Here is a 14,275-nt window from a genome sequence, read left to right as displayed (position 1 = left end):
TTCTATACAAAATAATGACACGCGATGATGAGAAGAGTAGATAAATTCATTCCTTCACAGAGAGCCCCGGATGCTGAAAAGGGGCAGGGAATGTTTTGTTGAAACAAGCCTCTGAGCGGCGTATCGGAACCGGCAGCCGGGGATGGTACGACAGGTGCTCCTGTTACAGAGCTAGAGTATAAGCCTTGCCTTTTCAGCAATGCCGTACTTGATGAGTTTAATATGGCGACATATTAATAAACCTGGGGTGGTACCGCGAGAATCTCGTCCCCAAGACGCAAAGTCTTGGAGGTGAGGTTCTTTTTTGTTGCGCAGAATTACTGTTTAGGAGCGGTTATTGCACACACACAGGAGGGTTTAGCTATGAGTAATGTAAATGAGACGCCAGAAGAGAAGAATGAAGAGAACTATATGGAGAAAACTGATCAGGGAAGATGTGGAAGGCGGCGTCTACAGCAGAGCGGTCTGCACAAGGTTTCCGCCGGAGCCGAACGGGTATCTTCATATCGGCAGCGCGTTTGCGATTCATACCAACTATGACATGGCCCGCAGATTCAATGGAGTATTTAATCTGCGCTTTGATGATACCAACCCGCTGAAAGAAGATATGGAATATGTGAAGGCCATCATAGAAGATATCGAGTGGCTGGGCTGCAGCCCGGGAGAGCATATTTATTACGGCTCCGACTATTCGGAGCAAATCTACAGCAGTGCGGTGGCCTTGATCCGCAAGGGCAAAGCCTATGTTTGTGATTTGTCTCCTGAGGAGGTCACCGCCTTCAGGGGGACTTTAACCGAACCGGGAACGAACAGCCCTTACCGGGAGCGCACGGTGGAAGAGAATCTGAGCCTGTTCAGCGGAATGAGAAACGGGGAGTATCCTTCCGGGTCCAGGGTGCTGCGGGCCAAAATAGATATGGGATCGCCCAACATCAATCTGAGGGACCCCATACTGTACAGAATCCTTCATGCCGAACATTACCGGACAGGGGAGGCGTGGTGCATTTATCCGCTGTATGATTTTGCCCATCCCATTCAAGACGCCATTGAAGGCGTAACACATTCCTTGTGCTCTCTGGAATTCAAGGATCACCGGCCATTATACGAATGGGTGCTGAATGAGCTGGAGACCGCCGAGGCGCCCAAGCAAAGGGAATTCGGCAGGGTTAACCTGACCGGTGTTGTTACCAGCAAACGTTACCTCCGGCAGCTGGTTGCCGGCAATTATGTGGAAGGCTGGGATGATCCAAGACTGCCCACACTTCGCGGACTGCGGAGAAGAGGGTTTACGCCGGAGAGCATCAAGAGCTTTGTGCTGGGGATTGGCATGGTCAGAAATCAGACAATGGTTGACTTCTCGATGCTGGAGCATAGCCTGAGACAGGACTTGAAAGCCAAAGCGCCTAGTGTAATGGCGGTGCTTGATCCTTTAAAGGTCGTGATCACCAATTATTCCGGGCAAGCCGGAGAGAATTTTGAGCTGCTGGAGATAGATAACAACAGTGAGAATCCAGAGCTAGGCACAAGAAAGGTCCCTTTCTCGGGAGTCGTATATATCGAGCGGGAGGATTTCATGGAAGAACCGTCTCCGGGCTTTCGCCGTCTGACGACGGGTGGAGAGGTGCGGCTGAAGGGGGCTTACATTATCAAATGCAATGAAGTGGTCAAGGACGCGGCAACGGGGGAGATCACTGAGCTGCGCTGTACCTATGACCTTGAAACGAAGAGCGGAAGCGGCTTTAACGGGCGGAAAGTGAAAGGAACGCTCCACTGGGTATCTGCTGGTCACGGCATTCGGGCAGATGTATATCTGTACGAGAAGCTGCTCAAAGACAACGAAGGTCCTAAGGGCGATACCGGGACATGGGGAGATGTCATTAACCCGGATTCGGTGAAGCTTCTGAAGAATTGCCTGCTGGAGCCATTTGTGGAAGGGGCATTGCCGGAGGCAAAATTCCAATTTATGCGCCATGGATATTTCTGTGCCGACAGCAAGCGCAGCGGCGAAGACCGGCTGGTATTCAACAGAATTGTTCCACTGAAGGATAGCTGGAAGGGGAAGAAATAGCTCTTTGAGGAAGCGGGCAAGAACAGGGGATTTCATCCTGAATCTTGCCCGTTTTTTTAAAATTCAAGAATTTATATGCTTCACGCTATAAATTATCCGTTTCCACTTGTGGAATCTTATGTTGTGGAAGCTCCGCAAAATACCCAAAATCCGCTTTGCAGTGGAGGCTCACTTACTGGGCTTATGGTACATATGATTAATTATGATTGCCGGACAGTAATTTGAGTTAAGAATAGGTGATAGTTTTATTGGAAAATTCCATGAAAATTACATTTACATTTTTCAATAAGCAGATTATAATAAAAATAAGTTAAATGTTGCACCAGGGAAACTTTCATGTGTGAAGACAACTTTTTCCGGGCAAGAGGAGGGTTTGAAATGATCGAGCAAAACGTGGTGGAAACACCCAAAATGATAAATAATCCTAAGCACAAGAATACAATTTCAGCACAAGCAGTACTTAACGGGGACGTCAAAGGATTGAAGAGACTCCTTCCGTTTCTGGGCCCGGCCTTTATTGCCTCAGTAGCGTATCTGGACCCCGGGAATTTCGCCACGAACATTACGGCCGGATCGAAATACGGTTACCTGTTGTTATGGGTCATTGCCGCATCGAATTTAATGGCCGTGCTGATACAGTCCTTATCCGCCAAGCTTGGCATAGCTACCGGAAAGAATCTGCCGGAAGTGGCGCGCGAACGCTTCCCGAAGGGCGCTTCAATTTTTTTATGGATACAAAGCGAACTGGTCATTATTGCCACAGACCTGGCGGAGTTTATCGGGGCAGCCCTTGGACTATATCTGCTATTCGGGATACCCATGCTGCCTGCCGCAATCATTACCGCTGTCGGTTCATTCGCTATTCTTGAGCTGCAGCGGCGTGGTTACCGGACGCTTGAGGCCGGGATTGCTTCGATGGTGCTGATCGTCGTCTTAGCCTTTGCTTTCCAGGTCATTATGGCTAAGCCGGATGCCGGAGCAGTAATCGCCGGAATATTCACCCCTGCATTTGAGGGTGTGGACAGCATCCTGCTGGCAGCAGGGATTCTCGGGGCAACAGTCATGCCGCATGCGATTTATCTTCATTCTTCACTGACACAGAGCCGTGTGGTCGGGATTGACGAAAAAGAGAAAAAACAGATTTTCAAGCTGGAAATGATCGATATCGTTATTGCGATGGTTATTGCCGGTGCTGTGAATATGGCGATGGTAATCGTTGCCGCTGCCCTTTTCTTTAAGAACGGGCTTGTAGTTGAAGACTTGGATGTGGCCTTCCAGCAGTTCAGTCATTTGGCCGGTCCTGTAACGGCAGTTTCGTTCGGCCTTGGACTCTTGATCGCAGGGCTGTCGAGTTCTTCGGTTGGGACGATGGCCGGTGATGTGGTTATGCAGGGATTCATTAATAAGAGAATCAACCTGTATCTGCGGCGGGCGATTACGATTATTCCTCCGCTGGCGATTATCGCCTTTGGCATCAATCCGACCCGCGCACTGGTAATGAGCCAGGTGGTACTGTCCTTCGGGATAGCCTTTGCTTTGATCCCGCTTGTTATTTTCACCAGCAACCGCCAGATTATGAAGGGGCTGGTCAACCACCGGATTACTACGGTTTTGGGCTGGATCATCTCTGCGCTGGTCGTATCGCTCAACCTGTTCCTGATTGTTGAAATGTTCATCTAAAATGCAGAATCAGACAAAACCCCGCTCCCCCGGCGACTGTCAGGTATAACCTGACAGCACACCGGAAGGCGGGGCTTTTTGTACATAAGGATGTATAAGCTATACGCTGATTATTGCTTCACGATATCCTGTACGGATTTATCCAGCTTTTCCAGGAGCTGATCGTGGTCAATTTGTCCGCCGAGATATTCCTGCATCGCAGCGCCGAAGCCCTGAGTTACACCGTCAGGGAACATATCCCAGTTCCAGCCGAGTGCAGTTGCGGATTTTTCTTGGACAGCAACGGCAACCTGGCCGATATCTTCTGCAGCTGTTTCAATATCAGTCTCAGCCGGAATGAACTTGAATTCCTTCGTCAAATATTGTTTGCCGGTCTCCGAGGATACGAGCCAGTTCAGGAACGCTTTGGCTTCTTCCGGATGTGCGGATTTGCTGTTTACAACATAGTTATTAGGTACTCCTACCAGAATGGTGCCTTCTTCATCACTGATCGGGAGCGGGAGCAGGCCAAGGTTCAGTGCAGGGTCAATCTTGTCGATGTCACCCTGAGTCCAGTTGCCCTGCATCATCATTGCCGCTTTGCCGGAGGCGAAATCAGCAACCTGAGTCGCATAGTCGGTAGTCATTTTGTTATCTTGGGCGTTGTCGAAGATTACATCCACCAGATCAAGCCATTGCTCGAACACGGCATTGCCTTTAAAGGTTTGCGTACCTGCTTTGACATCATCGACAAATTTCTTCGGATCAGGCTGGTGGGCAAGACCAACATTCACAAGGTGCATCCCCATGGACCACCATTCGTTGGTTGCTTCAAATGGAGTGATGCCGGCAGCTTTCAGCTTCGCGGCAGCGTCCTTAAGCTGGGACAGTGTTTTTGGTTCTTCAGTAATACCAGCTTTGGTAAACAGATCCTTGTTATAAATAAGGCCATAGCCCTCGACATTCATCGGCATGCCGTACAGCTTGCCGTCTACAGTAGCAGGAGTTTTGGAGGTAGGGATCAGTTTTGCTGCCCAAGGCTGGTCTGACAAGTCGGTAGCGCGGTCCAAATAAGGAACCAGAGCGGTGTAGCCGCCGTTATTGAAAATTTCCGGTTCCGAGCCTGAAGCGATTTCCGCTTTGAGCAATGCGCCATAATCTTCGCCGCCGCCATGCGTTTCGACTTCAACCTTGACCCCGGTTTCTTTCTCATACAGTTCAGCCAATGTGTTCAGCTGTTCGGCAATTTCGACCTTGAACTGGAACATTTTGATCGTCACATCTTTGGCAGGAGCTTTGGTCGACTCAGTTGCTGCTGACTCTTTCGGGGCGTTGGTAGCGGTTCCATTGTTCCCGGAATTAGTATTGCCGCCATTGCCGCAACCTGCGATAATGAGTGTGCAAACGGTTGCGATAACAAACGTGAACTTTCTTTTCATAGAATAACCTCCCTGGTCTGTGGTTCCTACAACTTGATCGTAATGCATATGACCTTACACTTACACTTAATATTTTGCTCGAAAAAGTGGATATTGTTGCAACCCTTTTATCCCTTGACGGATCCTGAAGTAACTCCTTCAACAATATAACGCTGCAGCGTCAGGAAGAACAGGAGGATCGGTGTAATGGCCATGACCAGTCCCGCGAGCGCAAGATCCCACTTCTTAGTGTACTGCCCGAAGAATTTGGTTACAGCTACCGGCAGTGTAGTCAGATCCTTATTCCCGCCGATGACCAGCACAGGCAGCAGGTAGTCATTCCAGATCCAAAGGGTGTTCAGAATAATTACAGTAACAATAATTGGCATCAGCAGCGGGAAGACAATTTTGAAGAAAACACCGTAAGGATTGGAGCCGTCGACCCGGGCCGCTTCCTCCAGCTCAAAGGGCACAGTTTTGATAAAGCCGTGGAACAGGAAGACTGATAGAGGCATCCCGAACCCCAGATAGCAAGCGACAATACCGTAAAGTTCTCCGCGCAGTTCCAGGATACTGGTTACCCGGACCAATTGCAGCATCAGCGACTGGAAGGGAATAATCATCGCCGAGATGAGCAGCAGGAAAACAAAGGAATTGAAGCGCGACGGCTTTCTAACGATCTGATAAGCGGCCATGGAGCTGAACAGAACAATAAAGATAACGCTCAGGATGGTAATCTGCAGAGAGTTCCAGAAAGCCTGCGGGAATTCTATGGCGTCCCAGACTTTAGAATAATTGCTCCACACAAAAACCTGCGGAAACGATGCAGCATCAGTCAGAATTTCCTTAAGCCCTTTAACAGAGTTGCTAAGCACCAGGTAGAACGGAGACAGGAAGACAAGGGCCAGGAGTATGGCGGCAATTTCCAGAATGAAATTTCCGGGACGGTATCTGCTGCTATTCATTATGCCGACACCTCTTTTCTCTTAGTGATCCATACCTGAGTAACGGTGATCAGTGATACAGCAGCGAAGAAGAGCAGCGCTTTGGCTGTGCCGAGACCGTACCGGTTGTTGATCAGCGCTTCCGCATAAATGTTATAGGCGAGCGACTGGGTGGAGGTTCCCGGTCCGCCCTTAGTCAGCGACAGGTTGAGATCGAACATTTTAAAGGCATTGGATGTGGTAAGGAACAGGCAGATCGTGATGGCCGGCATGATCAAAGGCACATAGACGCTTTTGAACAGCTGTGGGGCTCGGGCGCCATCGATCTTGGCCGCTTCAATCAGATCCTTTGGAATCCCGGCGAGCGAGGCAATATAGATAACCATCATATACCCGGCAGTCTGCCACACAAATACGATGACAAGGCCCCAGAAGCCAGTGCTGGGCGTACCGAGCCAAGGCAGCTGGAAGAAGGAGATTCCGGTGATTTCGCCGATTGTCCCGAAGCCCTTGGTGAAGATAAACTGCCAGATGTATCCTAGCAGAATACCGCCGATTACATTGGGCATAAAGAAGATGGTACGCAGCAATTTCTTGGTCTTCAGTGTTGTCATCAGCAGGAAGGCCAGCAGCAGTGCCAGCACATTCGCGGCAACTACGGACACTATAGTGAAGCGAAGGGTAAAGAGCAGGGATTCCCAGAACTTATCATCATTCAGAAAAATCCGTTTCCAGTTGGCGGCGCCTGTCCAGACTGCTTTGTCCAGATCCAGCCCGTTCCAGTCGGTGGAAGAATAATAAAAGCCGAGAAAGAAGGGTGTGACCACAATGGTCAGGAAGAAGAGCAGGCAGGGTCCGAGGAAAACGATTTGCTGTCCCCAGCCTCTTTGCAAACGCAGAGCTTTTCTCATATGGAATCTCCTTTGTATAGTTTTTCAACGGGTTCATACCCTCATTATAGGAAGAGGCAGGAGTCATCAACACTCAATTTGGTGATTATAAAAGTGGATTATATTGCAGGAGGAAATGAGCATGTTCAGAAACAGTATCCGGACCCGGCTGATGGCGCTTGTGCTGTTGGCCTCGGTGATCCCGTCGGGGATATCCGTAACGTTCTCATATCTCTATACCAAGCAATCGGTAACCGAACAGTCGGTGAAGCAGAATACGAAGCTGCTGACGCTTGGGGAGGCCAATCTCAGCAGTTATTTCAGCGGCATGAATCAGCAGGCGATGTCCCTGTACAGCGGAATCAATGTCCCCAGCTCCTTCTATACTAGCCTGCTTACGGCCAAACATCCGGATAATGCTCCGGAAAACGCTGTGTTGCCGGATAACCGGGCGATCATCTCAACCCAGCTGTACAACCTTTTCCTCTCCGACCGCAACACCTTTCAGATTCACCTGTATGTCCGGGCGGCCAAGCAGTCGAATCTGGTGCTCGGCGGGCTGTTCCGCCGGGAGAACAAAGATGATTACGTCCCGTTGATCCATCCTGAGGAAACGTACCGGCCTTATATTGAGGTTACGCATATGGATCATCAATACGGGATGAAGTCCGGATTCCCCAATTTGAAATCGGGTACTGTGCCGGTTTTTACTGCTCATTTCCCCATTTACCGAACGCCGAGCGATGCTGTTCTGGCCGATCTGTCGATTGATTTCCGCTTGGGGGAGCTGGAGGGAATCGTCAAATCCATGTACAATTCGGATACAGAACGGCTTTATATCTTGAATGAACAGGGGGAGGCCTTGTTTGCATCTGATTCCGATTGGATCGGCAAACCGGTCACCGCGGGCTGGAGCCAGCTGCCGGGGAAGGATGACAATGGCCATTTCACCTGGAAGAAGGATGGTTTCGAGGGTATTGTGATGTATCGCCACATTGAGAATACGTTGTTCAAGGGCAGCATCATCAAGCTGGTTCCCTATGAAGATCTGTATGGCGATGCCAGAACGATCACCCGGTTCAACACCGGAATCGGTGTGCTGTTCCTGATCCTTGGCGGACTCAGCGCGGTATTAATCTCCGTCGGATTCACAAGGCCAATCAAGAAGCTGATCTCCTTCACCCAGAAAGTGCAGATTGGTCAGCTTGATGCGCATATGGATGCCGAACGGGAAGATGAATTCGGCCTCCTGACACGCAAAATCACCGGCATGACCCGGACGATCAACGATCTTATCTTAAAGGAATATAAACTTGAGCTGGCCAACAAGACCAATCAGCTGAAGGCGCTGCAGGCCCAGGTCAATCCTCATTTCCTGTATAATGCCCTGCAGTCCATTGCCAGTCTGTCCTTGCGCTACAATGCACCCAAGGTGTATGATCTCATCTATTCGCTTGGCAGTATGATGCGCTATTCCATGAACACGGAGCGGACGCAGGTCCCGCTTCGTGATGAACTGGAGCATGTGCAGAATTACGTGATCCTGCAGACGGAACGTTTCGGGGAAGAGAACTTAAGGCTGGATATTGATGCAGAGGAAGCTGCTCTGGAGATTGCCGTGCCCAAGATGATTCTGCAGCCCATTGTTGAGAATATATTCAAGCACGGGTTTACGGACGGGATCCGCGAGGCTGTAATCTCCATCACCTGTGCTCTGGATGCCAACGGCAGCCTGCGGCTTGCCGTCAAGGACAACGGCAAAGGAATCACTGCGGAACGGCTGGAGGAAATTACAGCCGGACTTCAGCAGAGCGGCCGGACAGAGCACGAAGAGATTGGGCTGCACAACGTACTGGCGCGTGTGCGGCTGCAGATGAGCAGCGGGGCAGAGCTATTGCTGCAGAGTGTTGAAGGCGGCGGGGTTAAGGTGACACTTATTATTCCGCTGGATAAGATGGACCCAACAAATTAAGGGAGTGCAATGGACCCAAAGGAGCGGCAAGTGAGATGAAGGTGCTGATTGTAGACGATGAGAAGCATGTGCGTGAGGCGATCCGCTATTTTGTACCGTGGGAGAAATATCGGATTTCAGAGATTTTTGAGGCGACCAACGGGCAGGAAGCTACGCTGATTATGCAGGAGCAGCAGCCGGCGATTGTCTTCACGGATATGCGGATGCCGCTGATGGACGGTGCGGAGCTGCTGGAATGGCTGCATCATCATTTCCCGAATACGAAGACAATCGTCATTAGCGGGTATCAGGACTTCAATTATGTAAAGCCGGCAATCGTCTACGGCGGGACAGATTATTTGCTGAAGCCCCTGAACAGCAAACAACTGATTGCCGCAGCCGAGCATGCCTTCAAGCTGTGGTTGGAGGAAGAGGAGGAGCGGCAGCAGAGTCACCGGCAGAATATGCAGCTTAATGTGCTGCGGCCGCTGTACTGGGACAAGATGCTCTCGGATCTGGTCTCCGGTCATGCCTCATTTCAGGAGCTGAAGCCTTCCTTGTGCGAAGAGCTGGGGTTGCCCGGGGATGCGGCAACCTGCAGAGTTGCCGTAATCTCGCTCCAGCGTGCAAACTGCCGCCTGCTGGAGCGGTTTCATGGCGATGTGCCGCTGACCTCCTTCGTGCTGGCGAACGTCTGCAATGAGGTGATCTCCCCCGGGAGAAGCGGCTTTGCCTTTCGCAGCTGGCAGGCCGGCACCGATATTGTCATTCTTTTCTGGACGGCGGCTCTGGATGCGGAAGTGTGGGTGCGGCTTATCAATGAATCGATCAAACAGACCTATGGGGTACAGGTGGATATAGGACTCAGCCGGCCCGTGGCTTTTCCCGAAGGGCTGCAAAACGCCTTCCGTCAGGCGCGTCAAGGCCTTAGTGAGCGCAATCTCCTGCAGCGGGAAGGGCGCATTTATCATTACAGGGAGCTGACGGAGGAGAGTGGGTCTGTGGAAGACCACGTGCTGGAATCGCTGCTGGACAAGCTCAGGGTGGCTGTATTATCGGGGGATCTGCAGAGAATGGAACGGGTGGTTGATGAATGGGCGGATCAGCTTTCAGGGCTGTCGCTGCTCACCGAGAATAACTTTCTGCACCAGCAGGAAGAGATCCGCGCCGTTCTGATGCGCTGGCGGCAGAATGAGGAGATTACCTTTGAGCTGTGTTATGACGAAGAGGGGCTTTTCTCCGTTGAGCACTGGCGGAATCAGTTAAAGACCATGCTGCAGCAATTGTGGAAAGGGAATTCTCAGACACCGGACAGCCGGCTTGTTCAGGAAATCCGGGATTACCTCAATCAGAACTACGCCAAGGACATGACGCTTCAGCATATCGCCGAGCGCTTTTTTATCAGCAGGGAGAATGTGTCACGCAAGTTCAAACAGATCAGCGGGGAGAACCTGTCCGATTATTTAACTGCACTGAGAATAGACAAGGCCAAGACGCTGCTGCAAAATACAAACCTGCGGCTATCGCAGATTTCGGAGCTGGTCGGCTATGAGGATGAGAAGTATTTCAGCCGGGTTTTTAAGAAATCGACCGGGCAGACTCCGCGTGAATACCGCAAGCAGGAGAACTCTCTGTAGCGAAATAACCACTCCACTATGGACAAAAAATGGAGCCGTCCTATAAATTTCAGAATTCCCCATCTTTTACCGATAATAGTCATACGGATATCGCACATCATTTTATCGGTTAAATGGGAGGGTTGGTATGGTATGGATAGTTATTTAGGCAGAATCCTCAAAAATGATCTGATCAATGCGTACGGTGTAACTGTAATACCGGCAAGAAGCGTATTGAACGCAGAGCACTTGGAACTCATCCGCAAGCAAAGAATCAATACATTGGATATCGTATTCACCGATGAACAACCACAGACGCCGGCCTGCCGCGAGATGGTTAACGGTGTGGTGGAAGTGTCGAAGGATTTGTTTAATTCTTTCAGATTAACCCGCAAAGTTCCATTGGCGGATATAAGAAAGGATGTCGTACCGGTTGTTCAGGAGATTTCACTCCTTCCCGATATTTTTGCGCTGTTCGAAGCGATTCAGGGGAAGGACGATTATACATACCAGCACAATATTGGCGTAGGTGTGTTATCCACATTGATTGGCAGATGGATGAATATGGGGCAGGCGGAGCTGTCGGTGCTTTCCCTAGCTGCAACCTTGCATGATATCGGCAAGCTCAAAATTCCTCCTGAGTTGCTGAATAAACCGGGCAAGCTGACTACCGAAGAATTCGCCCTCGTCAGAAAGCACACGATTTTCGGCTATGAGATGTTGAAGGAGACGACGGGGGCTAATTCACATATCACCTTGACCGCGCTCCAGCATCATGAAAGGAATGACGGTAAGGGGTATCCGCTGGGGCTGAAGGAAGAACAGATTGATTCCTACAGCAAAATCGTTGCCGTTGCCGACATCTTTCATGCGATGTCCTCCAAGCGGCCCTATCATGAAGCTATGCCGTTCCATCTCATTGTGGAGCAGATGAGGAGAGGCAGCTTTGGGGCGCTTGACCCGCATGTGGTCTCCGTATTCCTGGAGAATATTGTGAAACGGACCGTCGGGCGCGATGTGATCTTAACCGACGGCCGTGTCGGTGAAATTGTCTACTTGAATCCCCATAACATCGAAACGCCCTTAATCAAGATAGATGGTGAATATATCGACCTTGGTAAAATGAGGGATCTCAAGATCAAAGAAATCAGTATATAGCCGTTTCGCCATTAACCTTTAAAATAGTCCGCGAGCCCCTCGGCAATTGCCTTGGCGGCTTTTTTCTGATAGGCAGATGTGCGGACGACCGCTTCATCGTTCCGGTTGCTTAGGAACCCGAGCTCCACCAGTGCTGCCGGAAGGTTGTTCTCCCGCAGAATATGGTAGTTGCCGAAGGATACTCCATTGCTCTTCAAGCCGATGCCCTGCCCGAGCCGGTTCTCAATGGAGCGTGCCAGGCGCAGATCATCCGATTCCGAGTAATAAAAAGTCAGCGTGCCGCTTACATTCTTCGGGGAGGAGTTGTAATGGATGCTGACAAAAGCGTCCGCCCCTACAGACTCCCCGATCTGCACCCTTCTGGCGAGGGAAGGGCGCTGGTCTTGAGCGCGTGTCAGCTCCACACGGGCTCCCTTGGCTGTCAGGTAGTCGCGGACATACAATGCCGTCTGCAGATTCAGATCCTTCTCCAACGTGTCAAAGGATGTGCCGAGCATGCCGGGGTCGCTGCCGCCATGACCCGGATCAATGACGATCCGCTTGCCATTGATCCCGCCAGTCTGCCTAAGGCTGCCAGTCGTTCGGCTCCCGCTTCCTGTACTCGCGGAGCTTCCGCTGGTAATATACTGTGCTGCGACCCAGCCGGTCTCCCCGCTGGCGGTGCGGATCCGCACCCAACCGTTCTGCCGCAGCAGAACAGTCACGGAGTCCTCTGCCTTTAACGCTCCGAGTATCTTATAACCGGTTCCCGGACCTCCCCGGATGCGCAGGGAATCGGCTGTAACCATTGCTGTGCTGCCGCCGCTTCCAGAGGCCTTGGCGGGTGTAGATACAGCAACTGCTGCACGGGATTCACCGCCTGTCCCGTTTACTTTTATAAGATAATACCCCGCAACCCAGCCGGAGATTGAACCGGACCGCACTTTTGCCCAGCCATGCTGCTCATCGGTAACGGTCACCTGTGCGCCGCTCTTTAAGGATCCTGTAACTGCCGCATTGGCTGCCGGCTCGCTGCGTACATTGAGGGAGCTTGCACTCACTTTTGCTGTATAGGCTCCTGCAGCAGAGCTGGTTGCAGGCTGCAGCATGCTTCCTGTGAGCAAGCAGGCTGCCAGCACTGCGGTATGTATATATTTGTTCATAAATTTCCTCTCTTCCCGGATGGATAAATGTCTATTACCCGTTTCATCGGTCAAAGAAAAGGATTTGGTTAAAATTTAATAGAAATTAAACCTCTGTTCCAAAGCGGTAAAGCACTGTATAATTGTTTCATATTGGAAAAGTTTGTAAAGGAGTGCCGTCGTGACCAGACCCAAACTATTCATCGGATCATCCAGGGAATCCATCCGTTACGCCCGGGCGATCCACGAACAGCTAAAGCGAGAAGCCGAGGTTAATCCTTGGTATGCCAATGCCTTCCGTGCGAATGAATATACGATGGAGGCGCTGGAGAGACATCTGGATGAGAGCGATTTTGCCGTATTCATCTTTTCACCTGATGATGTGGCTCAAATCCGCGGCAAATATTATTATGTCACCCGTGATAATACACAGTTCGAAATGGGGCTGTTCTGGGCCAGGCTGCGGCGCAAACGTGTCTTTTGCCTGCTTCCGGACCGGGTAGCCCCGCGTACGGATTTGATTCCCGGCAAGAATATCGATGAGTATCATCTCTTATCCGATCTGTCCGGACTCACCCCGCTGGAGTATGAATGGCAGCATGATAATCCGGTGGCAGCCGTTGATGTCAGCTGCGGGAAGATCCTGGACAGTATTCAGGAGCAGGGGAGCTACCGCGATCCCCTGAAGGAATTGGAACATTTGGGCTTGGAGCTTAGGCGCAAGGAAAGTATCCTTCATTTCTTCTGGCAATATAATAGTAATGTGGCCGGAGCTCAGGGTGGAGAGAAATACCAGGCGCTCAGCGAGGCTATCCGCAACTCCTTTCTGCTGCCCGGACAATGCCGGGTAATTGGCGCCGCGCTCTGGCGGGAAAGTGAGAAGGAAGGTCTGATCCAGGTAGGGGGAAATGTGGGCCGTGGGCATTGTTACCCTTTCTCATTAAGTGAAGACAAAGGGAAACGGCCCGGTGTTCTCGATGCTTATCTGAGCAAGGAATGGACCTTTTTTCAGCGTACTGAAGTTGCCGAGGTATATATCCTATGCTATCCTTTAGGTGAGCAGCATGTCCTTTCTGTCCATTTTTCGGGAGACGACGGGCTATCTGCGGAGGATCTTACCACAGTGGTTGCTTACAACCGCGATTTGTTCCGTACCGTCAATTATTTAGTGGGAGGGGACTAGGAGTATGAAGAATATGAAGGGTGTAGTCAGTTTGTCCAGTGCGGTCCGCCGATCCGCAGGCGGCAACGGCAGCAGTTCCGGAGGGACACGGCGCTCTAAGGGCAAGGCAAGTGCAGGCCGGGCAGCAAAGCCGGCTTCCTCGGCAGGCCACGTATATATTGCGCCATCGCTGGATGGCGGAGATGAGGAATACAAGAAGCTTATCAGCGGGAAGGTCGACAACAGCAAGCCTTCATTCGCCTAAATAGTTAAGGGGTCCCCGGCATC

The 14,275-nt window shown here is 51.0% G+C and carries 11 protein-coding genes and 1 other annotated feature; of the genes, 7 read left to right on the top strand and 4 right to left on the bottom strand.

Annotated elements, in window-relative coordinates; genetic code table 11:
• The first annotated feature begins 15 nt into the window (after positions 1-15).
• Positions 16-275 (top strand) — a binding site (T-box leader).
• Between the two features lie 122 nt (positions 276-397).
• Both NST99_RS29650 and NST99_RS29645 read left to right on the top strand, forming a co-directional pair.
• Positions 398-2,068 (top strand): glutamine--tRNA ligase/YqeY domain fusion protein, encoded by a 1,671-nt coding sequence (locus tag NST99_RS29650; RefSeq protein WP_341096498.1) that lies wholly within the window; start codon positions 398-400, stop codon positions 2,066-2,068.
• A 411-nt stretch (positions 2,069-2,479) separates the two neighbouring features.
• Positions 2,480-3,748, top strand: a complete 1,269-nt coding sequence (locus tag NST99_RS29645) for an Nramp family divalent metal transporter (protein ID WP_445745051.1) — start codon at positions 2,480-2,482, stop codon at positions 3,746-3,748.
• 110 nt (positions 3,749-3,858) lie between these two features.
• On the opposite strand, the gene NST99_RS29640 is transcribed toward NST99_RS29645, so the two are convergent.
• From NST99_RS29640 to NST99_RS29630, 3 genes are all read right to left on the bottom strand, one after another.
• The gene (locus NST99_RS29640) at positions 3,859-5,166 is read right to left on the bottom strand and encodes an ABC transporter substrate-binding protein (protein ID WP_341096495.1); all 1,308 of its coding nucleotides are present in this window, start codon (positions 5,164-5,166) and stop codon (positions 3,859-3,861) included.
• A 107-nt stretch (positions 5,167-5,273) separates the two neighbouring features.
• Entirely contained in the window at positions 5,274-6,110 is an 837-nt protein-coding gene (locus NST99_RS29635) for a carbohydrate ABC transporter permease (protein WP_341096492.1), read from the bottom strand.
• Positions 6,110-7,000, bottom strand: coding sequence for a carbohydrate ABC transporter permease (locus NST99_RS29630; protein WP_341096491.1), 891 nt, complete (start codon positions 6,998-7,000; stop codon positions 6,110-6,112). Before NST99_RS29630 ends, NST99_RS29635 begins: the two co-directional genes overlap by 1 nt.
• 121 nt (positions 7,001-7,121) lie before the next feature.
• Between NST99_RS29630 and NST99_RS29625 the strand changes: the two genes are divergently transcribed.
• The 3 genes from NST99_RS29625 to NST99_RS29615 all read left to right on the top strand — a co-directional run bounded on the left by NST99_RS29625 (position 7,122) and on the right by NST99_RS29615 (position 11,704).
• A complete protein-coding gene (locus NST99_RS29625) occupies positions 7,122-8,951 on the top strand; it encodes a cache domain-containing sensor histidine kinase (RefSeq protein WP_341096489.1) in 1,830 nt (609 codons plus the stop codon).
• Positions 8,952-8,986: 35 nt separating this feature from the next.
• Positions 8,987-10,567, top strand: a complete 1,581-nt coding sequence (locus NST99_RS29620) for a response regulator (protein ID WP_341096487.1) — start codon at positions 8,987-8,989, stop codon at positions 10,565-10,567.
• Between the two features lie 132 nt (positions 10,568-10,699).
• Positions 10,700-11,704, top strand: a complete 1,005-nt coding sequence (locus tag NST99_RS29615; protein ID WP_038596726.1) for an HD-GYP domain-containing protein — start codon at positions 10,700-10,702, stop codon at positions 11,702-11,704.
• Positions 11,705-11,715: 11 nt separating this feature from the next.
• Here NST99_RS29615 and NST99_RS29610 read toward each other — a convergent pair whose 3' ends face one another.
• Entirely contained in the window at positions 11,716-12,846 is a 1,131-nt protein-coding gene (locus tag NST99_RS29610) for an N-acetylmuramoyl-L-alanine amidase (RefSeq protein WP_341096485.1), read from the bottom strand.
• Positions 12,847-13,006: 160 nt separating this feature from the next.
• Here NST99_RS29610 and NST99_RS29605 point away from each other — a divergent pair, with 160 nt between their 5' ends.
• Both NST99_RS29605 and NST99_RS29600 read left to right on the top strand, forming a co-directional pair.
• Positions 13,007-14,008: a nucleotide-binding protein gene (locus tag NST99_RS29605; RefSeq protein ID WP_341096484.1), complete on the top strand. Its 1,002-nt coding sequence runs from the start codon at positions 13,007-13,009 to the stop codon at positions 14,006-14,008.
• A 4-nt stretch (positions 14,009-14,012) separates the two neighbouring features.
• On the top strand, positions 14,013-14,252 hold the full coding sequence (locus NST99_RS29600) for a hypothetical protein (RefSeq protein ID WP_038596719.1): 240 nt from the start codon (positions 14,013-14,015) through the stop codon (positions 14,250-14,252).
• Positions 14,253-14,275 lie beyond the last annotated feature (23 nt).

The sequence above is a fragment of the Paenibacillus sp. FSL L8-0470 genome (assembly GCF_038008625.1).
Classification (GTDB): Bacteria; Bacillota; Bacilli; order Paenibacillales; family Paenibacillaceae; genus Paenibacillus_AQ.
This window is presented reverse-complemented; position numbering and strand designations above follow the sequence as displayed.